Below are 25,698 nucleotides of genomic sequence, written 5' to 3'. Positions count from 1 at the left end.
GGAGGCATAACGTTTTGAAAAAGATGAAGCTTCTGGTTCTGTCGTCAGTAACTGTTGCAGCTCTGATGTTTACGCAATCTGCCCAGGCTGCCGACAAAACAATTTCGGTAAAGTTAAGTAATTATTTGGGCAATAAATCAAGTGTTGATATCGACATTACCGGCTCATACGAAATTCCGGGCTCGGGAATCTCAGCGACAGAGCGGTACGGCGGGGCGACCCGCTTTGATGTGGCAAACAATGTCGCATCTGCCGGATGGACGAACTCGAGCACAGTCGTGATTGTCAACCGAGACGCTTTTGCGGACGCGCTCTCTGCAACTCCGCTTGCAAAGAAGTACGATGCGCCGATTCTTTTAACAGATGCGGGAACGCTGACGGCGAAAACCGAAACTCAAATTGCCAAGATGAAGCCAGATAACATCTTAATTATCGGTGGAACAACGAGCGTTTCCAAAAATGTTGAAAACACGCTGAAAAAGTATGGGGCAATTGTCCGTATCGGCGGCGCCAATCGATATGATGTGTCTAAAAATATTGCGAGCCGGATGGGGTCCTACAGCCAAGCGATTGTTGCCACCGGTTTGGTCTTCTCCGACGCTCTGTCGATCGCGCCTTATGCGGCAATGAACGGTTATCCGATACTGCTCTCAGGGAATAATACGATTCGAAGCGATTACAATATTCCGAGCAAAGTTACAATCGTCGGCGGTCCGTTGAGTGTCAGCACAAGTGTTGAAAACACATTAAAGAAAAAAGCGGCTGTTACCCGCATCGGCGGTGCGAACAGATATGAAGTGTCTGCGAATATTGTTAACGCGCTTAACATGAACGCATCAAAGGTTTTCATGTCTAACGGAATGACTTTTGCGGATGCACTGGCCGGTTCCGTCCTTGCAGCCAAACAAAAGCATCCTTTGCTACTTGTCCAATCGGGCAGTTTGCCGGCTCCTGTCGCAGATGTAGTCGCCAAAAAAGGAACACAGTCTTTTGCTTTGCTTGGAGGGACCGCCTCGATCACGGATTCGTTGAAAAACAGCCTGGCAGATATGATTACCGGGAACGGATACTCTGTTAATCTATCGGGCGGAAAGCTTGTGCTCAACAAAAATAATAAAGCTGTCAAAACGTTTGGAACTTCATTTACGACATCACCTAAAAAATATTCGACTTCAAATTCCATCAGCATCAACGGAAGGCCTTATTTAGGCAATATGAAGTTTACGATTGAATCAAGCAAATATATTCGACCGATAAACGAAAACATTCCGTTCGAAGATTATCTAAAAGGTGTTGTGCCGCACGAAATGCCGGCAAGTTGGCAGACTGAAGCTTTAAAAGCCCAAGCGGTGGCAGCGAGAACATATTCGGTCGGTTCCGCAGGAAAAGTAGTGGCTGATACGCAATCGTTTCAGGTTTACGGCGGATATGACTGGAATTCGAAGACATCCAGCGTTGTAAATTCCACAAAAGGACAAGTTTTAAAATATAACGGCAATTTGATTTCGGCCGTTTACTCATCAAGCAACGGGGGATATACGGAAGCAAGTGCAGAGGTATGGGGCGGCAATGTTCCATATTTAATCGCCAAAGCGGATACATATGACCCGAAAACCAGCTGGTCGATATCTTTGAATAAAACGCAGATCAATACCAGCGGCTTAAATCTGAGCAGCCCTAGCACTTGGTGGAATTCGACTAATGAAACGAACTCCGCCTATTTATCGGGACTGAAAAGCTGGTTTATGACCAATAAATATCCTAGTGCGGAATCTATTAAGATCACGAAAATCTCAAGCCTGAGCCTGAGCAGTGCAAAAACTGCCGGTCATCGGCCGAAAACAGCAGAGGTGAAGTTTTCTTACTTTGTCAAAGAAAAATCAAACGGCTATGTTCTGTCAAACGGAAAACTTTCAGAAAAAACAGCGACGATTTCCGTGACGACGACTCAATTAAGATCGATGTTGGGCGGCATGAATATGAAGAGCACGTATGCTTCTTTATCAAACAATACGAACGCTTTTACTCTCAGCGGTAAAGGATTCGGCCACGGAATCGGCATGAGTCAGTATGGAGCAAATGCCAGAGCTGCTGCCGGGCACGATTACAAGAAGATTTTAAGTTTCTATTATCCAAATACGACTCTATCAAGCTATTAATAGAGTTAGAGCAGGAGGCAGCGGTGCCTCCTCTGTTCATGTTCAGGGGAAAACATAACATTTACATTTTTGGAGGTTATTTTTTTGAGGGTTTTTCTTAAAGCTGTACCTATGTTGTTGTTAGGGTTCTTTTTGTTTATGCCTAATGTATTTGCGGCCAACTCTGTCACAAGATTAGACGGTGTAAACCGTTATGAGGTTGCGGTGAACGTTTCCAAGCAGGGATGGTCAAGTGCAAGCACTGTCATTGTTGCAAATGGAAAGGCATATGCAGACGTCCTTTCAGCGACTCCATTTGCCTATCGAAACAACGCGCCTGTTCTATTAACTGAAGCGTCTAAATTACCAACGGCGACAAAAAACCGAATTAGTCAGTTAAAACCTAGCAAAGTGATCGTAATCGGCGGAACCGTCAGCGTTCAAAACGGCGTCGTAAACGAGATTAAAAAGCTTGGTGTGTCATCTGTCGAACGCATCGGCGGAGCGAATCGCTACGAGGTTGCGGCGAATATTGCGAATAAGTTGCCGAAAAATTCAAAAGCTGTCATCGCAAACGGAACGGCGTATGCTGACAGCCTAGCGATCGGCGCATATGCCGCAAGAAACGGCATTCCGATTCTTTTAACATCGTCAAATTCCATACCGACAGCGACAAAAAATGCAATGAAGAGCAAAGGAACAACATCGACCATTGTCGTAGGCGGTGAAGTCAGCATCTCCAGCAGTGTATACAAACAGCTTGCTTCTCCGACGCGGATCGGCGGCAGCAACCGCTATGAAGTCGCGGCAAATGTCGTCAAGAAATATTATTCTTCTGCGAAGAATGCAATTATCAGCAACGGCTATGCGTATGCCGATGGATTAACAGGATCTGTTCTGGCGGCTAAGCAAAACCGTCCGATGATGTTCACGAATGCATCGTCTTTGCCGACACCGACAAGAGAAGTGATCGGTTCCAAAAACATGACGACGTTTACCGTGCTTGGCGGAACGGTTTCTCTTCAATCCAATGTCGTGTCACAGCTGAAAAATCCGATCGTCGGCAAAAAAATCTTCATTGATGCAGGGCACGGAGGTACAGACAGCGGTGCTATCGGCAACAGTCTATATGAAAAAAGTGTGAACCTTGATGTTGCAAAATTAATTAATACGAAATTATCAAACGGCGGTGCTCTGCCAATAATGGCGAGGACGAACGACACTTACCTGACGCTTGCACAGCGCGTGTCAAAAGCACAGTCAAATAAAGCAGATTTGTTTGTCAGCATCCATGCAAACTCGGCAACGCCTGCTGCTTCCGGAACAGAAACTTACTATTATACGACGTATGAATCAGCCAATAGTAAAAGGTTGGCAACCGAGATTCAAAATCGTCTCTATGTAGCGCTGAATACAACAAACCGTGGTGTGAAAATCGGCAACTTCCATGTCATCAGGGAATCCAAAATGCCAAGCTGCCTTGTTGAACTTGCGTTTATCACCAATATCAACGATGCGGCTAAGCTCAAAAGCTCAATTTACAAAGAAAAAGGCGCTAAAGCGATTTACGACGGAATCGTTGCTTACTATTAAAATATAAACAGAAAGTTCGTTTTTCGGAAAAACTGCCTATGCTGCCTTTGTTTTGTCTTTATAATATAGTATGATATTTTTGGTGAATTTAAAGACAAAACGGAGGCATGCACTTTTAACAAAAAATCAATGAATTTACTAATTTTAATAACTCCTTTACATTATGTTTACGTTCGTATGCTACACTGACGAAAAGATCTAACAGTAACATACTAATCGAGGTGTATGCTAGTGAGTATCGACAAAAGTTTAAGAATGTACAATGAATATTCAAGCCAGCAAACATATTCCTGTGCTCTATCTAAAAAAGCAGTACGATATTTATATATGAAACGGGTAATGGACATCGTCCTTTCCTTGATTGGGCTCGCTCTTACACTACCGTTTATTCTGCTGTTTTGTATATTAATCTGTATCGAAACACCAGGTTCCCCTTTATACCGCCAGGAACGCGTCGGAAAAGACGGGAAGCATTTTAAGGTGATCAAATTGCGTTCTATGAGAATTGACGCAGAAAAATCCGGTGCAAAATGGGCGCAGAAGGATGATCCGCGCATTACTGCAGTCGGGTCTTTTATAAGAAGAACAAGAATCGATGAACTTCCGCAGTTGATCAATGTGCTGGCTGGTGACATGAGCCTTGTGGGGCCAAGGCCTGAAAGACCGATGTTTACCGCTCAGTTTCACAACGAAATTCCGGGATTTAAAAATCGCTTAATTGTTAAACCGGGGTTAACGGGACTTGCTCAGGTAAACGGAGGCTATGATATCAGTCCGAGAGAAAAATTGGTGCACGATCTGTATTACATTCGGAACTTAACGTTTCTTCTCGATTTAAAGGTTATACTAAAAACGATTAAAGTTGTATTGACTGGCGAAGGAGCCAGATAATACGAGGAAGTTAGGAATATGCTATGTCTACCATTACGAAACAAATATTAAGCGGTGCAAAATGGACAAGTGTTTCAACCTTGATCGTCACGGTTATTCAAATTATACAGTTTGCACTGCTCGGCAATATCATGACAATTGCTGAATTCGGTTTGGTCGGGATGCTGACCACTGTTACTATTTTCATACAAATTGTACTCGATATGGGATTTGGAGCCGCTTTAATTCAAAAGGAGAATATCAGTGAACGCCAATTATCTACTTTGTATTGGCTGAATATATTAACAGGCATCCTTTTGTTTATCGGCCTGTTTTGCCTGAGTCCCTTTATCGCAGACTTTTATCAGCGTGACGAACTGGTTTTTCTTGTGCGGATTTTGGCCGGCATGTTTTTAATCGCCCCGGTCGGGCAGCAGTATCAATATATGCTGCAAAAAGAACTGAAGTTCAATGTGTTGAGCAAAATAGAAGCCGGGGTCACCATTTTGTCATTTGTGCTCCTGCTCGTTTTGGTTTTTCTGATGGATCCAATTGTGGCCTATGCATTTTCACAAGTTTTTCTTAATTCGGTTAAAGGCATCTTGTTTTTTGCTGTATATTTTAAAAAATGGCGTCCTTCTTTTGTCTTTGCATTAGGGGAAGTGAAAGAATTTTTCTCTTTCGGCGCATTTCAGCTTGCTTCCAGGCTTGTAAACAGACTTGGCGCCAATATCGACATGATTTTGATCGGACGGTTTCTCGGTGCGGAAGCTTTGGGAATCTATAACCTAGCTTATCAGATTATTACGATTCCCGTGTTAAAAATCAACCCGATCGTGACACGGGTAGCGTTTCCTGTCTTCTCAAAAAATAAGGGAGATAACCGAACGCTGCGCGAAGGTTTTTTAAATATGACAAAGCTTCTCGCACTGATTTCATTCCCGCTTCTGATCGGACTGATGACTGTTTCAGATTTATTTATTGAAGTCGCCTTCGGAGAAAAATGGCTGCAGGCTGTACCAGTTCTGAACATCCTCGCGATTGTTGGACTCCTCAGGGTTCTGATGAATCCGAACGGATCGGTTTTGCTGGCGAAGGGGAGAGCAGACCTGGCATTTTATTGGGACAGCGGGATCATGCTCCTTTATGGGCTGTCACTTTATGCGGCGGTACTAACGAATGATTTGACGACCACCGCCTGGACATATGCAGCGATCAGCCTGATTAATTTCTTTATTGGCAGATGGCTGCTCAAATATGTCATTCAGCTGAAGCTGGGCGTATATTTTCGAACCGTTGGAAAACCGCTCACCTTGACGCTGCTTATGGCATTGCTGGCGCTTGTCTTGAGCGTTGGCAGCAGACATCTGCTTCACGGCGCCATGCTTCAGCTGACAGTTTCAGTCGGGATAAGCGGGATTTTTTACGTTTTTTTGGTCAGCAAATTATATCGGCGGGCTATGAGGGCCCAATTAGGAAGATGACAGCAGAAAGGGCGGTTCATCATTGAAGGTTCTTTGGATTACCAGTGTTTATCCAAGTAGTCAAAAACCGGGAGAAGGTGTTTTTCATGAAACACAGGTTCAGGCGTTATATATGCAGGGCGTTGATGTGACAGTCATATGTCCATTGCCTGTGAACCCTGCTCCTCTGAGGCTGTTGAAAAAAAAGTACCGCCAAACACGAACAGTCCCGGAATATGAAGAAAGAAAAGGTATCCCGATTTACAGACCACCATATACAGCTCTGCCGGGACAGCTAAAATGGGCTCAGCCGCATCGCCGGATCGCAAAGTCAGTATTGAGGACGATCGAGAAGTACAGCCTTGCGCCGAATCTTATCCATGCCCATTTCGCGATGCCATCCGGGGGTGCCGCTGCCGTTATTGCACAGAGGCTGAAGGTTCCTTATGTTCTAACTTTGCACGGAAGCGATGTCAATATTTATCCTCATTACAGCAAAGGCGCTTTTCGAGCATTTGATATGGCTGTGCATGCTGCAGCTAAAGTTTTGGCTGTCAGCGATGCTTTGAAAGCCAAAACAAAAGAAATGACCGGTGCTGATTGCTCGGTGCTTCCTATCGGCGTCAACCTGGACAATTTTCAAAAAAACTCCGCTTCAACACTTGAATTGAGGGAGAAACTTGGCTTGCCGACAGACAAAAAATTGCTGACGTTCGTCGGTCGCTTGGTAAAAGGAAAGGGTGTAGCCGAGCTGGCTGAAGCGGTCAGGTCGCTTGATGACAGCTACAGAGCTGTATTCATCGGCGATGGACCGGAGAAGCAGCATATCCGTCAAATCGCCGGTGAAAAAGCAATATTAACGGGGCAGGTCTCAAACCTTCAAATATCTGAATATCTGGCTGCCTCTGATCTGTTTGTGCTCCCTTCGTATTCAGAAGGGATGCCGACTGTTGTCATTGAAGCGCTCGCCCTCAAGGTTCCGGTGCTTTGTACGGCGGTCGGAGGGGTTCCGTCTTTATTCGGAAAGCATGAACATCTGCTGATCAAGCCCCGCTCGGCTTCAAGCATTACAGAAGCTGTCAAGGGATATTTGGAAGTCGGCACTTGGCAAGAAGTCATTGCTGAAGAACTGTATCAAACGGTGCTCGATGATTATGACGCCTTTCAAAATGCCGGCAAGTTGCTGGATGTGTATAAGGATGTTGTCAAGAACAATTAAGTTAGGATCTGTCGGTTAATATGGTATATGAATGTGGAATATAATACTGTCTAAATCCATCTATTTGCGTCTAAGCTAATAAAATAATGATTGGGAAAACAAAAAACCCAGATTTTTTCAATAGAAAGAGATAAAGTCATTACCTAAATCAAGCTATTGGATTTGAAGGGTCAGCTGAAAGAAGGGAATGATAATGTTGAAAAGAATTGCTGTCATTGGGACGGGATATGTCGGGCTGGTGTCTGGAACTTGTTTTGCTGAAGTGGGAAACTCAGTTGTCTGCTGTGATATCGACGCTGAAAAAATAAGAGGACTCTTAGCCGGAGTAATGCCGATTTATGAGAACGGCCTAAAAGAGCTTGTGGATAAAAACGTAAACGAAAATCGCTTATTTTTCTCTACTGATATTCCAAAAGCGATTGAAGAAGCTGAGATTATTTATATTGCAGTCGGAACGCCGATGTCGGAAACAGGGGAAGCAGATCTGACATTTGTTAAATCTGTTGCCGAAATGATCGGAAAGCATCTGAACGGCTATAAAGTCATCGTCAACAAAAGCACTGTCCCTGTTGGCACTGGAAAGCTCGTACAAGGTATCATACAACGTATTTCAAAAGGAGAAGTTCCTTTCGACGTCGTTTCGAATCCCGAATTCCTTCGTGAAGGAACAGCTATTTACGATACGATGAATATGGAAAGAGCCGTCATCGGCGCGACAAGCGAAAGGGCTGCTGCGATAATTGAAGAACTTCATAAGCCTTTTCAAACGAAAATTGTCAAGTCTAACCTTGAAAGTGCAGAAATGATTAAATATGCTGCAAATGCATTTTTGGCTACAAAGATCTCGTTCATTAATGATATCGCGAATATTTGCGAAAGAGTCGGAGCTGACGTATCAAAGGTGTCTGAAGGTGTCGGACTCGACAGCAGAATCGGCAATAAATTTTTAAAAGCCGGAATCGGCTTTGGTGGCTCCTGCTTCCCTAAAGATACAATGGCTTTATTGCATATCGCGAAGTCAGTCGGCTACCCTTTTAAAATGATTGAAGCCGTCATCGAGACGAACCAAAAGCAGCGTGCCCACATTGTGCAGAAGCTCCTTGATGTGTTCGGCGATTTAAACGGCAAGACCATTTCAATTCTTGGTTTGGCATTCAAGCCTAATACAAACGATATGCGCTCGGCTCCATCTCTGGATGTCATTCCGACGCTGAGAAGTCTTGGTGCTAAAGTCAAAGCGTTTGATCCGATTGCGGTTCCTGAAGCAGAAAAGATTCTGGGCGATCAAGCTGTTTACAGCGAAGATCTGTATGAGACGATTCAAGATACGGATGCCTGCGTCATATTGACAGAGTGGCATGAGATACAGAACATGGATATTACCAAACTCAAGGCCGCTTTGAAAAATCCCGTCTTAATCGATGGACGTAATATATTTGAAGTTGAAAAAATGAGAAACGAAGGTATGATCTATCATTCAATCGGACGGCCGGAAGTACAGGTAGAAGGAATTCTGACCAACGTATAAATGATGGGAGATAACAATGGGAAAAGTACTAATGACAGTGGGTGCGCTTTATCGGCTCGCATATTGCTGAACACCTTCTGAAAGAGAATTAACGGAGTTTCAATTCTTGTTAAGTTAACTACGGGACACCAAATCAACATTGACGGCCTCCCGATTGACTTTCATGAGCAGGATATTACGAAGCCGAAAGGCATCGATGTATCAAAAGCATTGATCTCGATTATATTATTCATTTAGCTGCACAAATGAGCATAGCAGAATCTGTCAGCGTTTTTTAGATGATGAAAACATCAATATTAGGGACTAGCTCCATATTCTGATAGCAGTGAGTGAATGCAATGTGAAATAGATCGTCTTTGCATAATCAGCGGCTGTTTATGGATATCCGGATATATCCGCCTGTCGACATCTGTCATAAAATAAAAACAAATCCAGACTCACCATACGGGGCGAAACTTACGGTAGATGAGCTAATTAAAGCCAGCCTATGATCTGTATGGAACAGAGTCTAGCATTTTACGATATAGCAACGTATATGGGCCACGCCAGGACGGAATAGGAGAAGAGATCTTGTATCTACTTTCTCCAATTTGCTGAACCAGTGGTAAGGCTCCGGTGATTTTTGGATACGTGGATTTTATTGCAATGTTGTGGCTTCTGCCAACGTCAAGGCGCTCAAAGCCTAATCAAACGGGAGAATATCCACATCACACTGTACGGAACATAGAATATCTAAAACTGGTAACCAAAATGCCAATCGCTTAAGGACTGGAAAAGAACGTATCAAATCATAAAATAGAAAGAATATGTAAAATTACTGGCTGCTGTCTGATATCGGCAGCCCTTTTCCAGAAAGAAGCGGAAGGAGGGGGAAAAATGAGTCTCAAACGTTCCGCGGTCAATGTTCTGGTTTGGCTCGCCGCATTGACCGCAGGGTTAGCATGCATTGTATTGGCCCAATCCAATGCAAAAAAAATCTTGCTAGCATGTCTAATTATGATTGCACTGACTTCGATGGTTGTGCTCAGGAAGTATATGTCATCTGAGCAATTGCTAGTGCCCGTATTATATTTGCTGATCGCTGCAACTTTTGCCAACAATGCTTTTTTTACGATTAAATTGGGCTTTTTCAGCCTGTTTCCATATCGAATTCTTCTGATTCTGGCAGGATTCATATTCATAGCAGAAATGTTGAAAGGCAGCCGACACCTTGAAAAGTGGAATCAGGTGCGTGTCAAAGGCATACTAATGTTTTTCGCATTTTGGTTCTGTTATGGAATGATTTCACTGCTTTGGGTCAAATCTGTTACTGATGGCATAAAATATATGTTCCTATTGGCAATGGGAATGTTCTTCGTTTTTCTGATTGTCATGTTTTTTCAAAAATTGGATCGCATTTTCGCATTTTATTACATATGGCTGGTCATGACCGTATTTGTAATGGGTATAGGGTTTTACAATCACTTTACATTCAACCACCTGCCGAGCTCGACCCTTTACAACGGGCCGCACTATAAACAGCACTATCCGACATCCGTTTTTTTCAATCAAAATGACTTTGCGACATTTCTGTCCATCAGCTTTTGCTTTTATTTATCTTTTTTCAAAAACATTAAAAACAGCTATTTAAAAATAGCGGGATTGATCCTTGCGTTCTGTTCGGCCTACTTGATTTTTCTGACTGGATCAAGAGCCAGTATCCTAGGAGTTATAGCCGGACTTGCCGTTTATACGTTCATTTTGCTGCCGAAGATACTTAAAAAATGGGCGCTCATCGCCGCAGCTGCAGGATGTATCGCTTTTGTCACCCTGTTTGCAGGAAAGATTACTGGAGCTTTTTATACATACTTTTTAGCTCCGCAAACAACACACGATTTCAGCGAGCCGCTGCCATCCAATGTAGGGAGGGCAAACTTGTTGAAAAACGCCGGCCATTATGTGCTGGATACTTACGGATTTGGGGTTGGCGCAGGCAATGTACCTTATTATTTGGAACATCATGCACTGTTCGATACGGATCAGGTCGTCGAGGTTCATAACTGGCTCGTTGAGATCATGACGAACTTTGGAGTTGTGATGATGCTCGGTTATTTAACAATGTATATTTATTTAATAACTGTGCTTTACCGGTATTATAAAAGATCACTTGGAAGGCGGCCAAAGCTTCTCATTGAAGGTTTGACAGCCGCGCTTGTCGCTTTCCTTGTGTCAAGTATCAGCCCGAGTTCCGTTTCGAATTTATACTTCCATTGGGTGTTTCTCGCCCTTGTTATAGCGGCAATTAACACTTTTAGAATCAGCGGAACAGATGAAACCGAACAGTATAGATAATTTTTGAAAGCTAATTTAAAAATAGGGAGAAATTCATGTGATGAATTTAATCAAACGTATTGCTGGTAGAGTGAAAAAGTTTATTGTGGCGATAATTGTGCTTCCTCTTATTCTTGGTCTTGTCGGCTATTTTATACCGAAGGGGAGTGTTGCTCCGTCTGATTACACGGCTACTGTAACGATATCAACCGGAAACTATGGAGAAGCTAAGTACAACAATGCAAAACAAGTACCGCTGCTGTTGAAAAACGGAGCTTTTTTAAAGGATATTTTCCCGGGGATGTCGGAAGAGGATTTGGCGCAGTTGAAAGATGATCTGGTGATTGAAATCAGAACGGATTCGCTTTTTAATTTAAGCTACACAGGGCCTGACAAACAGAAAACATCGGATACTTTAGAAAAAATCAAAGACTCCTATATGAAAGGAGATAAGGCGCTTTTTTCAAAAAGGGAAGAAGTCATTGAAAATAATATCAAGGCGCTTGAAGGCGAAACAGTCAGCGCTGATTCAAAAGTTGACAAACAGCGGTTTTTGTATGAACTTGAAACAAGCAAGCTTGATATGAAGGCTGCTGAAGAAATTGAGCCCTTGACCGTACTTGATAACCAGGTTGTCGGCATGTCGCCTAAAAAAAGAGCGGTATTGGGGGTATTGATTGGTTTGGCGCTGTCATTTTTTATTATTGTTGTTCCGGAAGTTTTCAGAGAACGTTAAATTTATAATTGGGGATGTGGATCAGGACCATGACGAGGCAAAAACCTTTAATCTCTGTCATTACGCCTTCCTATAACGCGGAGGAATATATCGAAAAAACCATTCAGTCCGTCTTAAATCAGACGTTTTCCGACTGGGAAATGATTATTGCGGATGATTGCTCAACAGATGGGACAAGAGACATTTTGAAGCGCTATGAAGAAGATGATGACCGGATCCATGCTATTTTTCTGAAAGAAAATCAAGGTGCTGCAGCTGCGCGAAATGCGGCGCTCAGCAAAGCCGAAGGGCACTATGTCGCATTTTTGGACAGCGATGATGTATGGAAAGCAGAAAAGCTGGAAAAGCAGCTTGCCTTCATGAGGAAGCATCAGCATGCTTTCACATTTACGGCATACGAGCTGATCAGCCAAGATGGCAAACCAATTCATAAAACCATTCATGCACCCGTGAGCCTTACATATGATGATGTATTAAAAAATACGATTATTGGTTGCTTGACGGTAATGATTGACAGGGAGCAAACCGGTGATATCCGTATGCCGAATATTAGAACCCGTCAGGATTTGGCGACATGGTTATCCGTATTAAAACGGGGATTCAAGGCATATGGACTGAACGAACCCCTCGCCGAATACCGCATCGTTGAAACATCGATATCCAGAAACAAATGGAAGGCTGCGAAAAAAACGTGGTATGTCTACCGAGAGATCGAACGGCTTCATTTTATGAAAGCAACATGGTGTTTTGTTCAATATGCCAAAAACGCGGTGAAAAAAAGATTATAGCCGCAAACAGAGAGAAAAGGTGATGAAGGTGGAAACAAAAGAAGCAATCATTCATGTCATCGTTGCCACTGCTGAATGGGGAAAAGACCAATTGAGATACAGAAGGCACCGGCTGGCAGAATTTTTAGCTGCTCAGGAGGAAACGAAGGAAGTCATTTGGGTATGTCCGGCTCCGCATCCCCAAGGGAAAGAGTTTCAGGAAGTCCATTCTGGCATCAGGCAATTCGCTGTTAAAGACCTGCTGCAGAAAAAAATGTTTCGCTTCGGACGATATACAGATGTCTTTTACAGACATAAGCTCACCCCATTGCTCGATGAGCTTACATTAGCTTCTGCAAACGGTGAACGCTGCTGTTTATGGTACACGTTTCCCGGATTCCCGCTGCTGTCTTCGCTTTATCCTTGGGATCAGGTCATTTATGACTGCAGTGACTTATGGGCGGCGCCGATCAGCGGGCGTTCAAATCTGCTGTCTGAATTCCGGCGAAAAGTCATTAAATCGGCAGAGCTGAGAATTATACAACAAGCAGATTCAATAACCTGTTCATCAGATTATCTTCACAAGGAAGTAGACAAAAAACTGACTGCAGGACGAGAAAAGGTTCATACTGTGGAAAACGGTGTGGAGTATGAGCTGTTTTCTGCAAATAAACAAGCTCCCGATCGCAGTATACTGCAGGGGAGAGAAGGAACAGTGTTAGGTTTTATTGGCGGGATTAAACCGAAGCTCGATTTTAAAATGATTAAAGCCGCCGCCCTGCAAAAGCCTGATTGGACATTTTTATGGGTTGGCCCGGATGCCACCAATGGTGACGTTTCATTTCAAGAGCTGCTGAGACTTCCCAATGTTATATGGACCGGTCCGGCAGATCCAAAAGAAGTGCCTCATTATATGGAGCTTATCGACATTGGCATCATGCCATATAAACAATCACCGTATAATCAAGCTGTGTTTCCGCTGAAACTATTTGAATTTTTAGCGGCAGGAAAACCTGTCGTCGGCTCTAATCTTCCGTCAACCTCAAAAATGCAAAAGCCGTATGTGTACGAATATGTAGAAGGTGATCATCCAATTGATTTTATAGCAGCTTGTGAAAAAGTTCTCGGACAAAACGGAGATGAAACTTATAAAGAAATGCGTCGAAACATCGCTCGCACAAAAGATTGGAATTGCTTGTTTAGACAAATTATGAAATATACAGGGATTCAAAAACATGCGTAGTCCTATAAATTGGGATGCGCGTTTTTTGATTATACGTGTTTCTTTTTGATGAAGCTTGTTATAATAACTAAGGAGAAGGTATAATGGAAGGAACGGTTCTCTATATAAATAAAGACTTTATTTAATGCCAAAGGAGACTTCTTTATGCTTGACGAACGCATGATTCGCATTGTTGTTGCGTTTATTGTCTCGCTGCTGACAGTTTTAATCATAACCCCTATCGTAAAAAGGATTGCGATTAAAATAGGTGCAGTTGACCAGCCCAGCAATCGAAAAGTACATGACAAAATCATGCCCCGGATGGGCGGGCTGGCCATATTTATCGGGGTGGTTGCAGGCGTGCTTGCATCCGGTATTTACACAGAAACAAGGATGACGGCAATTACAGTCGGAGCATTCATCATTATTGTGTTAGGTATTCTTGACGATAAATATCAATTAAGTGCAAAAGTTAAGTTTTTGATTCAATTAGGTGTAGCCATTATGATTGTAAGCACGGGCTTAAAAATGGACTTTTTCTCAGTACCTTTTTTAACAGAACGATTTGAGTTAGGATGGATGGCTTATCCGCTGACGGTATTATGGATTGTCGGCATCACGAACGCAATTAACCTGATTGATGGATTGGATGGCCTTGCTGCCGGTCTTTCTGTTATTGGCCTGTCAACGATTGCTGTCATGGCGCTATCCGGCGGAAAAGTGCTCATTCTGTCACTCTCATTAGTCGTTATTGCCAGCACGCTTGGGTTTTTGTTTTACAACTTCCATCCGGCTAAAATCTTTATGGGAGATACGGGATCACTATTTTTAGGGTATAGTATTTCGATTCTTTCATTATTAGGCCTGTATAAAAGTGTCACATTGTTCAGTATCGTTATCCCGATTATTATATTAGGCGTACCGATTTTTGATACAACATTTGCTATTATCAGAAGAATATTAAACAAACAGCCGATTTCAGCGCCTGATAAGTCGCATATTCACCATAGACTGATGGCCTTTGGCCTTTCACATCGGATGTCAGTCTTAGTTATTTATTTGATTGGATTTATTTTCAGTATCAGTGCGATTGTGCTTAAAAGTGCCACAATTTGGCTTTCTTTGTTTATTATCTTCATTTTAATCATTTTTATGCAGATCATAGCAGAAGTGACAGGACTCGTAAATGAAAAATTTAAGCCGTTTACGAAGTTTTATAAACGTCTGGTGAAAAGGAATTAAAGAACGAATGAAAAAAGGATTTCTAAGATGATGAAAGTACATTCAACTTAGAAATCCTTTTTTTAATATTGTTTATAGCTTAATTGCTTTAGCATAACGAACCCCTTGATCATATTTATCATGGACTTCATTATTATACATTTTAGTTGGCAGATACAGTTTTAATTTTTCACTTCTATCTTGAAGGGCAAAGTCATCAACTTGATAAACCAATTTTATTTTAGTTGACTGATGTGGCTTCAATTTTTTTAATTTGCTCATATCAAAATTGCCTTCATTCGTTTGACTTGTATAATTGTCTATACCGAGCATTGTTTCCATAAACAATGCTCCATCAGTTGTTACATGATTACTTTTATTTTGAATTTCTGCTTCAATTGATATTGGAATTATATTGTCTTTTTCGTCTCCTATTTCTGAAGATAAAACCTTTATATTTATATTATCACATGTTATCACTTCTTTTTTAGGAAAATACTCAATTGAAAATTCAGCAGGAACATTTTTGTTTATTACGTAGACACGATAAACAAAAAATAATATTAAAAAACTTATTAGTAATAAAATACATGTTTTCTTTTTAAACATTTTAAATTCTCCCTTGAATTTAATGTCTCATGATTTTAGTATTGTATGATTGATAATTTTCCCTTTCTCTACCATGAAAATTTCATCTGAAAGAAACTCTAAACTTTCCGATTCATGGCTAGCAAGAAGGATTAACTTATTTTTCTCTTTTAGTTCTATTAATAAATTTTTTACAAGTGATATTCCATCTTTATCAAGAGCATTGGTAGGTTCATCTAAAATAATTAGTTCTGGATCTTCCATAATTGCCTGGGCAATTCCAAGTCTTTGTTTCATACCTAAAGAATAATCTTTAAATTTTCTTTTATCATCAGGGTTTAAACCGACGGATTCTATTGTGTTTTTTATTTGATCCTCAGTGAGTATTCCTTTTATATCTGCTATCATCTTAAGGTTTTTAAACCCTGTATAGTTTGGTAAAAATCCTGGATATTCTATTATAGCTCCAACGCTCTCTGGGAAAGAGATTTTCCCTCCAAGTTTTTTTCCGTTAATTTCAATAAATCCGCTTGACGGTTTAATAAGACCACATATTGCCTTAAATAGCATTGTTTTTCCTGATCCATTTTTTCCTGTAAATCCATAAATTTTCCCTCGATCTAACTGTAAACTGATATCGTCTATTAGAACTTGCTTTCTTATTTTTTTTGTAAGGTGTTCTACTTTTAAATATGCACTCTTTGACATGTTAATCCTCTGCTTTCATTTAAATTAAATCCCTTTTTTTAAAAGAAATATAAATAGCAAAAAATAAAAAAATGCTTAACAAGACGTTATAGCATATCGAATATTGAAGCGTAAGATGATGACTGGGTTCAAAAATAGTATGTTTAAGAATCATTGAATGTATTGCCGGGAGCAATGGGTTATTTATAAATATAGAAAGACATATTAGGATAGCAATTATTAAAAAACTATAATTGGAATTCATATAAAAAGAGAAAAACACATGAATTAAAGTCAGTGATATAGATGTTAAAGCATATAGTGTGAAAATGATAATTAAAAATTTTCCTTCAGTAACCTGTTTAAAGCTTAAGTCATTTATAATATTGACAGCAGGCATGTTCCAATTCAAAGAGTTTAAATTGTATATCAAACCTACTATATAAGTAACAAGTAATAAAACTAGATAGGTACTTATAATATTTAAAATAATAAACAAGGTTTTAGAAATCCAATATAGATGGATTTTCTGAACTCTTAGTAAAAGGTAAACATTTAATTTGCTATCATAGTACAATGCATCGCCACAAATAAATATCACGAATATATTTATAATCATCCAAATTGTTGGGACACTGTTTAATTCATAGTTATTAATAAAGCCTACATCCTTAAAGTTCAGATAAAAAAGTTCAATTATACTCATAGATGTATCTTCAAACTGATTAGAATTCATTATTGATATGTAACATACTAATATACTAAGTAAAAAATACTTCCACTTATTCCTGTGAAAATTGTTGCGTATATCTCTTATTAGCAGTTTGAATACAATAATTATATCATTCAAGTAGTATTTTTCCTCCTAATTTTTAAAGTCCTTTTTCGAGTATAACTCACGGCCTATGAAATATAGAGCAAATAGTAAGGTGATGAAATAAACATTATTAATTAATACATTCCTTAAATTCAACCAGTTATTTACATCAAGGATGGATTTATTTATAAATAAAGAAGGATTTAGATACATAGCATCAATGTAACTGTATATGCATATACACAAAAGAGTCAAACTGCTATTTTTTATAATGGTTTTAATAATGGCCGTACTTAATGCTATTATTGATAAGCACAAAAATTTAGTTAAAAAAATGATTGTTAAAACATTAAATGTTGAAAGCTTATTTAAGTATTGTTCTGGATTCGGTATCTTGTTATTGTTTAAGAGTACAGTGATTTGTCCGTTGGTTCCTATCCATTTATTTTCGTAACCAAAAATTAAACCACCTATTAAATATCCTCCCAAGACTAAAATAAATGTCAATATAAAGGTGTAAACCAAAGAGATCATTACAGTTTTATTCCAAACCGATGTTCTAGATGATAATTTAATTATTCTATTATATGTTTCTTCTCGTTTCATAATTAATAATATTGTTAAACAGATAAAAGGGATAAGTATAAATACCATCACATTCTTATTAGTAAGTCCCATGATACCATTTAAGTCAGACAGAAAATCAAATATCGAAAGTTTATCAAAGTCAATGTTATTTTTTATTTGGTAATACATGAGTAAAGCAGCGAGATAAACTGTTAACAATATAGAATATTTAGTGTGATTGCATACATAAATGAAGAGTCTAAATGTTCTCACTCTTTTTACCTCCAACACAAAAGACAACAAAAAGTATGATTATTGTTACCGTTGCAATGACGTAGATTCCATATGTAAAGGGGACATCTAAAAATAAAAATTTAAGCGGAGAGTAGCTTTGAAAGTTAAATGTATCTAAAATAATGTCTAAAATTGTGTAAATAAAAAAAGGTATACCAATAGCAATATAACGATTTTCTACAAAAAGACTGCAGGTCAAAGCAATTGAAGCAAAAATGCCTCCAAAAATAAAACAGTTTCCAATTCTTAAAATTATATATATTAAAGGATGATTTACATATAGATCAGGTAAAAAACCAAAAACGGGAATATTACCAAAGTATATGTTTGGTTTAATAGCTGGTAACAATGAGAAATAAACGATTAAGTTTAATACAAGTGGAGTAATCGATGCCATCCCACCAATTAAAAAGTTAATGAAAAACTTTGTTGTTAAATACTTGTTTTTGTTTTGCCTTAGTAGAATATTTTTTAAAAATCCACTTTTCTTTTCTTCGATATAAGAATCTGCATATGGTACTGATGCTAGCAATGGAAAAACAGTGATAATGATTGAAAGGTATATTTCTGGATTAAATAAAAACCACCAGTTATATACACCGAGAGGATAATCCCAATAATCAGATGGTTTTAAATGAATAACATTATTTTCTATCACATCTAAGATAGCAATTAAAGAACCTAAAATCAAAATGAATAAAGTTGTACTTTTAGTGAATCCTCTAGTTGTTATACTTTTAAACATTACAAATCTCCTTTACATAAATGATAAGATATGAAAGAAACTTTCATATCTTATCATTTGAGATTAAATTATCTTTTAGACGGAGTCAGGACTCCAAACACCAGCAGCACCCCAACTATTAACTGTTCCATAGCCTGTTGCTTCAATTTTTACTTTAATTGTTTTTTTGTAATCCTCGTGAGCATAGTTTTTTAAGTATTGTGTTTTAGGATAAAGTCTGAAGTTGTTTCCAAATACGTAGCGATACCGTTTGGAAAAACTTTTTCCCGAGCTGGTAACAAGTTCTGCAGAATAATGAACAGCACCTGTCATACTAATGCTTTTAAGGCTCATATAAGCGCTTGTATTATCACGCTTTTCTCTTGAACCAGTATATTCATATTTTCCACTTGTACTGTTGGTGAAATGAAAAGAAAAATTGGTATCTTTAGTATTTCCTTTAGCACTTACATTACTTACAGCAAAACCTGTAAATACTAAACTTACGATCGCTATAGCTCCAATAAGTTTTTTGAATTTAGCCTTCATATATGATTCTCCTTATTCATAATTTAAAATTAAAGAACCAGTTAAACTATTTAGATGGAATCAGGGCTCCAAACACCACGGGAGTGCCAATTATAGCTAGCGGCTCCTCTATAACCTTTTGCTTTAATTTTTACACTAACGGGGGAACCTTTACTATCTTCCATAGCATAATTCTTGATATAGTGTTTAGCTAATTTAGGATTTTCAGCATCATATGTGCCGAATGTATATGTCCATGTTTTAGAGAAATTTTTCCCGTTTGACTTTACAAGAGATACTTTATAGTACGGATCGCCGTCACTAATTGTTTTGACATTAATGTATGCACTTGTAGAGTTGTATTTAGTTCTAGCTGGAGTATAAGCTGTACTATTACCATTAAACTTCAAATTGAAACTGGAATCACTCGTATTTGCTTTTGCTTGAGCATTAGTTGCAGCAAAACCAGTTAATACTAAACCCGTAATAGTTACTGCTCCAATAAGTTTTTTAAATTTAGTTTTCATATACGATTCTCCTTATACACAATTTTCAATTTTCAATTTTAAAGAGCTTACTTTTTTAGATGGAATCAGGGCTCCATACACCACGGGAGTGCCAATTATAGCTAGCGGCTCCTCTATAACCTTTTGCTTTAATTTTTACACTAATGGGGGAACCTTTACTATCTTCCATAGCATAATTCTTGATATAGTGTTTAGCTAATTTAGGATTTTCAGCATCATATGTGCCGAATGTATATGTCCATGTTTTAGAGAAATTTTTCCCGTTTGACTTTACAAGAGATACTTTATAGTACGGATCGCCGTCACTAATTGTTTTGACATTAATGTATGCACTTGTAGAGTTGTATTTAGTTCTAGCTGGAGTATAAGCTGTACTATTACCATTAAACTTCAAATTGAAACTGGAATCACTCGTATTTGCTTTTGCTTGAGCATTAGTTGCAGCAAAACCAGTTAATACTAAACCCGTAATAGTTACTGCTCCAATAAGTTTTTTAAATTTAGTTTTCAATTTTTTCACCTCCTTAACCAACCCTTTAATTAGATTTTCTGTGTAATTATACCATAGTTTATAAGGAATTAAAGGTTTAAATAGAAAATTAATCTAATTTTAAAGGATAATTTGTTTATATTTTAACAGTCTCTGCTTCTTAAAGTACTAATTGACTAAATACTGATTTTAAGGTGTCTTGAATGCTTGTTTGGATTTAGTGGAGTTGGCTTTTAACATGTAGGGGGAGAGTATCTAAAAGAAAGAATAGTATGGGTATTAAGTCTTTACGTTAAGAGAGTTAATTCCCCTAAAATTGGTGTGGATTTAATGTGGGTATTTGTACCATAGTGGCAGGGTTTGCATTTAATGTTGCAAACCTATGATTTTTCCGGAGGAAATCCTTCAGTTATCCTCAAAATTAAACTGAAGAATATGTGGAGTATCGTGAATTCATACCAAATCAATTAACTTTAACTATTGGTCTTTAAGAGTTTTTTTGGGCATATAAAGATCTGATGCCTAAGGATATAAAAAACAAAAAAGAGGCAAAGAAATTAAATTCTTTGCCTCTTTTTAATCAAAGTCTAAAACCTTGTCAGTAAAAGTACGGATATTGTGAATTATTATTTATCAGGGTACAAAAAGTTATAAAGTTCTTCTTGAACTTTTGTTAATTCTTCATCATCAGGTTGAAAGAAGTACTTATTTCCGATATATAAATCTGAGCCTTTTAGAGTTAATGTTTCAACATCGTTACCTTTAAAACCGCTAAAAATTTGTTGAAGTGCTAGGACTTGGGTAATCCTTAAATTTGTTGTTATGTTATCACTTACTTGATCTGCTAGGGTATCAATTTTTGCAAGATTAGAAGGTTTTGAGACTTGATCTAACATGGCCATCAAAATTTGTTTTTGTCTATCATTACGCCCGAAGTCACCCCGTGGATCTTGTTTTCTCATCCGTGCATAGGCAAGAGCCTCTTCCCCATTTAGATGCATATTCCCTTTTTGAAAATAGAATTTTTTAGATTTTGATGTATCACTTTTCTCATTAAAATCAAAGGGGACCTCAACATCAACTCCACCAACTTCATCAATTGTTTTTTTGAAGCCTTTAAAATCCACAGTAGCATAGTAATCAATTGGTATATTTAAGAGCTTTTCAACCGTTTCAACAGTTGTTTGAGCTCCGCCTTTCCCATATGCAGAATTAATTCTCGTTTTTGTCCCAGAAGTATCACCAGATATTTCAACTCTTGTATCTCGAGGTATGCTTAGTAACTTCATGGTCTTTTGTTTAGGATTGATAGTAGCGACAATAATAGAATCGGTTCTTCCTCCTTTTCCGCCTGTTGCATAGTCTTCGACTCCTAACAAAAGTACAGAAAAAGGTTGTTTTTTCTTAAGATCAACTACTTCTTTGCGTAATTTCGACTTTTCACCACGATCTAATTCTTTATAGGAACTATCGGCTGCTTGAAGCGTTTTATATACTTTATATCCAATTATTCCTGCGAATACTATAGAAAATAGGAAAAAGAGCAATAATATACGCTTTAAAATAATTTTTCGTTTATTTTTTTTTTTCTTTACACGAACCTTAACTCGTTCTGGCATCATTTATTCTCCTTTTGATTTTCAACTTGTTTTTCAAGATATATCAAAATACCCTTTTTAGTATAACATGATCCATTCGTTAAATTTAAAATCCATTGAGAGTATTCTGAAATTCTTTTCTCATTTACGTATACTTCAAATTCAACGTTTTCCGCATAATGGATTTCCTTTAACAGAAATTGTGACTCCCTTAATTCATTTTCAATCTTGCCAAGCCATGTGTAATCTGCAGAAGTATGCATGATTCGCATAAGCTTCCGTTCTACAACACCTATATGATTTAATCCTTCAGACACTGATTTCCCATAAGCGCGAATTAATCCGCCAGCACCAAGCTTAATGCCTCCGAAGTAGCGTGTAACGACGGCGCAAGTATCCTTCAGTCTGCGTTTTTTTAAAACCTCGAGCATCGGCACTCCCGCTGTACCGCTTGGTTCCCCGTCATCATTGGCTTTTTGGATATGATCATTCTCGCCAATAACATAAGCCGAGCAATTATGAGTCGCATTCCAGTGCTGTTTCTTTATTTTCTGTATAAAATCCTGTGCCTCTTGTTCGGTAGAAACACGGCTTAAATGACAGATAAAACGCGATTTTTCTATAACAATCTCGTGTTCTCCCGCTTCTTTCACAGTAAAATAGCTGTGCAGCATGCTAGCTGACCCTCCTGCTAAGCATAAAAGACTGCCTATACAAATTCGTACAGTCTTTAGAATTTTTGTGCGTATTTTGGTATCATAAAGAGTAGATAGTATATAAAAATGTTTTTTTCTAGAATATACGCATTCTTTCATTATAATTCGACATAATTTGCAGATCAATTACATTTATAATAAAAATATATGACAACGCCGTGACGGAGGGAAATTATGAATAAAACAAAGATGGATTCCAAAGTGCTGGATTCTATTTTGATGAAGATGCTGAAAACCGTTGACGGGAGCAAGGACGAGGTTTTTCAAATCGGGGAGCAGTCACGCCAGCAGTATGAACAGCTGGTCGAAGAACTGAAACAAATTAAACAGCAGGTGTATGAAGTGATCGAGCTTGGCGATAAACTTGAAGTGCAAACCCGCCATGCGAGAAACCGTTTATCCGAAGTCAGCCGTAATTTTCATAGATTCAGTGAAGAGGAAATCCGCAATGCTTATGAAAAAGCCCATAAGCTGCAGGTAGAATTGACGATGATCCAGCAGCGTGAGAAGCAATTGCGCGAACGGCGGGACGATTTGGAGCGCAGATTGCTAGGGCTTCAGGAAATCATTGAGCGGTCAGAATCATTAGTAAGCCAAATTACAGTTGTACTCAACTACTTGAATCAGGATTTGCGCGAAGTTGGACTGCTTCTTGCTGATGCTCAGGCAAAACAGGATTTCGGCTTAAGAATCATTGAGGCGCAGGAAGAAGAGCGAAAAAGAGTCTCAAGAGAAATCCATGACGGACCCGCTCAAATGCTGGCGAATGTTATGATGAGATCGGAATTAATCGAGCGGATTTTCCGTGACCGGGGCGCAGAGGACGGATTCCAAGAAATTAAAAATCTCCGCCAAAATGTTCGGAATGCCCTTTACGAAGTGAGAAGGATTATATATGATTTAAGACCGATGGCCCTTGATGACCTAGGCCTGATTCCAACTTTAAGAAAATATCTATATACAACCGAGGAATATAACGGGAAGGTCAAAATACATTTTCAGTGCATTGGAGAAACAGAGGATCAGAGGCTAGCGCCTCAGTTTGAGGTTGCGCTCTTCAGGCTCGCACAGGAAGCTGTGTCTAATGCGCTAAAGCATTCTGAATCTGAAGAAATTACAGTCAAAGTTGAGATCACAAAGGATTTTGTGATTTTAATGATAAAAGATAACGGTAAAGGGTTCGACCTGAAGGAAGCGAAAGAGAAGAAAAACAAATCATTCGGCTTGCTGGGCATGAAAGAAAGAGTAGATTTATTGGAAGGAACGATGACAATAGATTCGAAAATAGGTCTTGGGACATTTATTATGATTAAGGTTCCGTTATCTCTTTGACTATGATTTGTAAAATAGAGCCAAAAGGCATATTGACCGAATGCTAGAGTATATAGAACAATAATACAAGGAGGCGTGGCTTGTGACTAAAGTAAACATTGTTATTATCGACGACCATCAGTTATTTCGTGAAGGTGTTAAACGGATATTGGATTTTGAACCTACCTTTGAAGTGGTAGCCGAAGGTGATGACGGAGACGAAGCGGCTCGTATTGTTGAGCACTATCATCCTGATGTTGTGATCATGGATATCAATATGCCAAACGTAAATGGTGTGGAAGCTACAAAACAGCTTGTAGAGCTGTATCCTGAATCTAAAGTAATTATTCTATCAATTCACGATGACGAAAATTATGTAACACATGCCCTGAAAACAGGTGCAAGAGGTTATCTGCTGAAAGAGATGGATGCTGATACATTAATTGAAGCGGTTAAAGTAGTGGCTGAGGGCGGATCTTACCTCCATCCGAAGGTTACTCACAACCTCGTTAACGAATTCCGCCGCCTTGCAACAAGCGGAGTTTCTGCACACCCTCAACATGAGGTTTACCCTGAAATCCGCAGACCATTACATATTTTAACTAGGCGGGAATGTGAAGTGCTGCAGATGCTTGCAGACGGAAAAAGCAACCGCGGTATTGGTGAATCATTGTTTATCAGTGAGAAAACCGTTAAAAACCATGTCAGCAATATTTTACAAAAAATGAATGTAAACGACCGGACGCAAGCCGTTGTGGTCGCCATAAAAAATGGTTGGGTAGAAATGAGATAGTATAATAGGAGACTTGCCTTTTTCTAGGCAGGTCTTTTTTTAGGCTGCCGTTTCCCTTACAATAGAGTTATAAAGCAATAAGGCAGGTATCGAAGCTATGAATATTGCAGTCGTAACAGACAGCACGGCATATATTCCGAAAGAAATGCGTGAACAACATCAGATACATATGATCCCTCTCCAGGTTGTTTTTAGGGAGGAGACTTACCGTGAAGAAATTGAGTTGGACTGGAAAAGCTTTTACGAAGAAGTGAAAAAACATAATGAGCTCCCGACGACTTCTCAGCCGCCAATCGGCGAGCTGGTTGCGTTGTATGAAGAGCTTGGCAAGTCTTATGATGCGGTTATCAGTATCCATCTTTCCAGCGGGATCAGCGGAACATTCAGCAGTGCAGCAGCGGCTGATTCGATGGTCGACAATATTGATGTGTTTCCATTTGACTCAGAGATCAGCTGCTTGGCTCAAGGCTTTTATGCCCTTAAAGCTGCTGAATTAATCAAAAACGGAGCATCATCGCCGGAAGATATTATAAAAGAACTGGAAGAAATGAAAAAAACAGTTCGAGCTTATTTTATGGTAGATGACTTAGCTCATCTTCAGCGCGGCGGGCGATTAAGCAGCGCCCAAGCCTTCATTGGTAGTCTTCTAAAGGTAAAGCCTATCCTTCATTTTGACAATAAGGTAATTGTGCCTTTTGAGAAGATTCGCACACGTAAAAAAGCCATTTCGAGAATTTATGAGCTTTTAGACGAAGATGCGAGTAAAGGGTTGCCTATGCGAGCTGCTGTTATCCACGCTAATCGAGAGGAAGAAGCAGCGAAAATCATTGAAGAGCTTTCTGCAAAATATCCTCATGTTGAATTTTATAACAGCTATTTTGGCGCGGTAATCGGCACTCATTTGGGTGAAGGTGCGTTAGGAATTTGCTGGTGTTTTAAATAAGGCCAAATCTCCGTTTTTAGAGCGGAGACTTTTTTATATTCTTATTTT

At 39.2% G+C, this 25,698-nt stretch carries 23 protein-coding genes; 14 read left to right on the top strand and 9 right to left on the bottom strand.

What is annotated here, in order from left to right; translation table 11 throughout:
- Window positions 1-14: 14 nt before the first annotated feature.
- From MKY50_RS18350 to MKY50_RS18300, 11 genes are all read left to right on the top strand, one after another.
- The gene (locus MKY50_RS18350) at window positions 15-2,159 is read left to right on the top strand and encodes a SpoIID/LytB domain-containing protein (RefSeq protein ID WP_341117087.1); all 2,145 of its coding nucleotides are present in this window, start codon (window positions 15-17) and stop codon (window positions 2,157-2,159) included.
- Window positions 2,160-2,243: 84 nt separating this feature from the next.
- Window positions 2,244-3,731, top strand: coding sequence for an N-acetylmuramoyl-L-alanine amidase (locus MKY50_RS18345; protein ID WP_033881223.1), 1,488 nt, complete (start codon window positions 2,244-2,246; stop codon window positions 3,729-3,731).
- 255 nt (window positions 3,732-3,986) lie between these two features.
- Window positions 3,987-4,622: a sugar transferase gene (locus MKY50_RS18340; protein WP_014481072.1), complete on the top strand. Its 636-nt coding sequence runs from the start codon at window positions 3,987-3,989 to the stop codon at window positions 4,620-4,622.
- Window positions 4,623-4,645: 23 nt separating this feature from the next.
- The gene (gene tuaB, locus MKY50_RS18335) at window positions 4,646-6,085 is read left to right on the top strand and encodes a teichuronic acid biosynthesis protein TuaB (protein WP_341117086.1); all 1,440 of its coding nucleotides are present in this window, start codon (window positions 4,646-4,648) and stop codon (window positions 6,083-6,085) included.
- Window positions 6,086-6,107: 22 nt separating this feature from the next.
- A complete protein-coding gene (gene tuaC / locus MKY50_RS18330; RefSeq protein WP_076457513.1) occupies window positions 6,108-7,283 on the top strand; it encodes a teichuronic acid biosynthesis protein TuaC in 1,176 nt (391 codons plus the stop codon).
- Between the two features lie 187 nt (window positions 7,284-7,470).
- Complete coding sequence (tuaD, locus tag MKY50_RS18325; protein ID WP_284690152.1) at window positions 7,471-8,811, top strand: UDP-glucose 6-dehydrogenase TuaD; 1,341 nt, start codon at window positions 7,471-7,473, stop codon at window positions 8,809-8,811.
- 876 nt (window positions 8,812-9,687) lie between these two features.
- Complete coding sequence (gene tuaE / locus MKY50_RS18320; protein WP_046160914.1) at window positions 9,688-11,142, top strand: teichuronic acid biosynthesis protein TuaE; 1,455 nt, start codon at window positions 9,688-9,690, stop codon at window positions 11,140-11,142.
- A gap of 40 nt (window positions 11,143-11,182) precedes the next feature.
- Window positions 11,183-11,857, top strand: coding sequence for a teichuronic acid biosynthesis protein TuaF (tuaF, locus tag MKY50_RS18315; RefSeq protein ID WP_046160913.1), 675 nt, complete (start codon window positions 11,183-11,185; stop codon window positions 11,855-11,857).
- 29 nt (window positions 11,858-11,886) lie between these two features.
- Window positions 11,887-12,645 carry a teichuronic acid biosynthesis protein TuaG gene (tuaG, locus tag MKY50_RS18310; protein WP_046160912.1) on the top strand — a complete coding sequence of 253 codons (759 nt, stop codon included), beginning with the start codon at window positions 11,887-11,889 and terminating at the stop codon, window positions 12,643-12,645.
- Window positions 12,646-12,673: 28 nt separating this feature from the next.
- Window positions 12,674-13,867, top strand: coding sequence for a teichuronic acid biosynthesis protein TuaH (gene tuaH / locus MKY50_RS18305; protein ID WP_213385649.1), 1,194 nt, complete (start codon window positions 12,674-12,676; stop codon window positions 13,865-13,867).
- A gap of 144 nt (window positions 13,868-14,011) precedes the next feature.
- Window positions 14,012-15,088, top strand: a complete 1,077-nt coding sequence (locus MKY50_RS18300; protein WP_003227975.1) for an MraY family glycosyltransferase — start codon at window positions 14,012-14,014, stop codon at window positions 15,086-15,088.
- Window positions 15,089-15,160: 72 nt separating this feature from the next.
- On the opposite strand, the gene MKY50_RS18295 is transcribed toward MKY50_RS18300, so the two are convergent.
- From MKY50_RS18295 to MKY50_RS18255, 9 genes are all read right to left on the bottom strand, one after another.
- Entirely contained in the window at window positions 15,161-15,676 is a 516-nt protein-coding gene (locus tag MKY50_RS18295) for a hypothetical protein (RefSeq protein ID WP_046160910.1), read from the bottom strand.
- 27 nt (window positions 15,677-15,703) lie between these two features.
- Window positions 15,704-16,363 carry an ATP-binding cassette domain-containing protein gene (locus MKY50_RS18290; protein WP_046160909.1) on the bottom strand — a complete coding sequence of 220 codons (660 nt, stop codon included), beginning with the start codon at window positions 16,361-16,363 and terminating at the stop codon, window positions 15,704-15,706.
- 844 nt (window positions 16,364-17,207) lie between these two features.
- Entirely contained in the window at window positions 17,208-17,915 is a 708-nt protein-coding gene (locus MKY50_RS18285; protein WP_341117083.1) for a hypothetical protein, read from the bottom strand.
- 70 nt (window positions 17,916-17,985) lie between these two features.
- Window positions 17,986-18,765, bottom strand: coding sequence for a membrane-spanning protein (locus tag MKY50_RS18280; RefSeq protein WP_116315792.1), 780 nt, complete (start codon window positions 18,763-18,765; stop codon window positions 17,986-17,988).
- 75 nt (window positions 18,766-18,840) lie between these two features.
- On the bottom strand, window positions 18,841-19,293 hold the full coding sequence (locus MKY50_RS18275; RefSeq protein WP_014481058.1) for a hypothetical protein: 453 nt from the start codon (window positions 19,291-19,293) through the stop codon (window positions 18,841-18,843).
- A gap of 50 nt (window positions 19,294-19,343) precedes the next feature.
- Window positions 19,344-19,799: a hypothetical protein gene (locus tag MKY50_RS18270; RefSeq protein WP_014481057.1), complete on the bottom strand. Its 456-nt coding sequence runs from the start codon at window positions 19,797-19,799 to the stop codon at window positions 19,344-19,346.
- A gap of 55 nt (window positions 19,800-19,854) precedes the next feature.
- Window positions 19,855-20,319, bottom strand: a complete 465-nt coding sequence (locus MKY50_RS18265) for a hypothetical protein (RefSeq protein WP_228394534.1) — start codon at window positions 20,317-20,319, stop codon at window positions 19,855-19,857.
- Window positions 20,320-20,915: 596 nt separating this feature from the next.
- Complete coding sequence (locus MKY50_RS18260) at window positions 20,916-21,908, bottom strand: LCP family protein (protein WP_014481056.1); 993 nt, start codon at window positions 21,906-21,908, stop codon at window positions 20,916-20,918.
- On the bottom strand, window positions 21,908-22,561 hold the full coding sequence (locus MKY50_RS18255) for a YigZ family protein (protein WP_341117082.1): 654 nt from the start codon (window positions 22,559-22,561) through the stop codon (window positions 21,908-21,910). The genes MKY50_RS18260 and MKY50_RS18255 overlap by 1 nt, the downstream gene beginning before the upstream one ends.
- Window positions 22,562-22,777: 216 nt before the next feature.
- Here MKY50_RS18255 and degS point away from each other — a divergent pair, with 216 nt between their 5' ends.
- From degS to MKY50_RS18240, 3 genes are all read left to right on the top strand, one after another.
- Window positions 22,778-23,935, top strand: a complete 1,158-nt coding sequence (gene degS / locus MKY50_RS18250) for a two-component sensor histidine kinase DegS (protein WP_003227983.1) — start codon at window positions 22,778-22,780, stop codon at window positions 23,933-23,935.
- A gap of 82 nt (window positions 23,936-24,017) precedes the next feature.
- Window positions 24,018-24,707 carry a two-component system response regulator DegU gene (gene degU / locus MKY50_RS18245; RefSeq protein WP_003219701.1) on the top strand — a complete coding sequence of 230 codons (690 nt, stop codon included), beginning with the start codon at window positions 24,018-24,020 and terminating at the stop codon, window positions 24,705-24,707.
- 97 nt (window positions 24,708-24,804) lie between these two features.
- Window positions 24,805-25,650, top strand: coding sequence for a DegV family protein (locus MKY50_RS18240; RefSeq protein ID WP_116315794.1), 846 nt, complete (start codon window positions 24,805-24,807; stop codon window positions 25,648-25,650).
- The last annotated feature ends 48 nt before the right edge of the window (window positions 25,651-25,698 follow it).

Origin of the sequence: Bacillus sp. FSL R7-0685, assembly GCF_038002425.1 — a bacterium.
Classification (GTDB): domain Bacteria; phylum Bacillota; class Bacilli; order Bacillales; family Bacillaceae; genus Bacillus; species Bacillus subtilis.
Note: the sequence above shows the minus strand (reverse complement) of the source record. Positions and strands in the feature narration are given on the sequence as shown.

Bases quoted from the DNA above. Each gene is read 5' to 3' on its own strand.
- MKY50_RS18260 (WP_014481056.1), bottom strand. From the start codon at position 21,908: ATGCCAGAACGAGTTAAGGTTCGTGTAAAGAAAAAAAAAAATAAACGA.
- MKY50_RS18285 (WP_341117083.1), bottom strand. From the start codon at position 17,915: ATGTATTACCAAATAAAAAATAACATTGACTTTGATAAACTTTCGATA.
- MKY50_RS18240 (WP_116315794.1), top strand. From the start codon at position 24,805: ATGAATATTGCAGTCGTAACAGACAGCACGGCATATATTCCGAAAGAA.
- MKY50_RS18270 (WP_014481057.1), bottom strand. From the start codon at position 19,799: ATGAAAACTAAATTTAAAAAACTTATTGGAGCAGTAACTATTACGGGT.
- MKY50_RS18295 (WP_046160910.1), bottom strand. From the start codon at position 15,676: ATGTTTAAAAAGAAAACATGTATTTTATTACTAATAAGTTTTTTAATA.
- tuaD (WP_284690152.1), top strand. From the start codon at position 7,471: ATGATAATGTTGAAAAGAATTGCTGTCATTGGGACGGGATATGTCGGG.
- degS (WP_003227983.1), top strand. From the start codon at position 22,778: ATGAATAAAACAAAGATGGATTCCAAAGTGCTGGATTCTATTTTGATG.
- tuaE (WP_046160914.1), top strand. From the start codon at position 9,688: ATGAGTCTCAAACGTTCCGCGGTCAATGTTCTGGTTTGGCTCGCCGCA.
- MKY50_RS18300 (WP_003227975.1), top strand. From the start codon at position 14,012: ATGCTTGACGAACGCATGATTCGCATTGTTGTTGCGTTTATTGTCTCG.
- tuaB (WP_341117086.1), top strand. From the start codon at position 4,646: ATGTCTACCATTACGAAACAAATATTAAGCGGTGCAAAATGGACAAGT.
- MKY50_RS18340 (WP_014481072.1), top strand. From the start codon at position 3,987: ATGTACAATGAATATTCAAGCCAGCAAACATATTCCTGTGCTCTATCT.
- MKY50_RS18290 (WP_046160909.1), bottom strand. From the start codon at position 16,363: ATGTCAAAGAGTGCATATTTAAAAGTAGAACACCTTACAAAAAAAATA.
- tuaF (WP_046160913.1), top strand. From the start codon at position 11,183: ATGAATTTAATCAAACGTATTGCTGGTAGAGTGAAAAAGTTTATTGTG.
- MKY50_RS18255 (WP_341117082.1), bottom strand. From the start codon at position 22,561: ATGCTGCACAGCTATTTTACTGTGAAAGAAGCGGGAGAACACGAGATT.
- tuaG (WP_046160912.1), top strand. From the start codon at position 11,887: ATGACGAGGCAAAAACCTTTAATCTCTGTCATTACGCCTTCCTATAAC.
- MKY50_RS18275 (WP_014481058.1), bottom strand. From the start codon at position 19,293: ATGAAGGCTAAATTCAAAAAACTTATTGGAGCTATAGCGATCGTAAGT.
- MKY50_RS18280 (WP_116315792.1), bottom strand. From the start codon at position 18,765: ATGTTTAAAAGTATAACAACTAGAGGATTCACTAAAAGTACAACTTTA.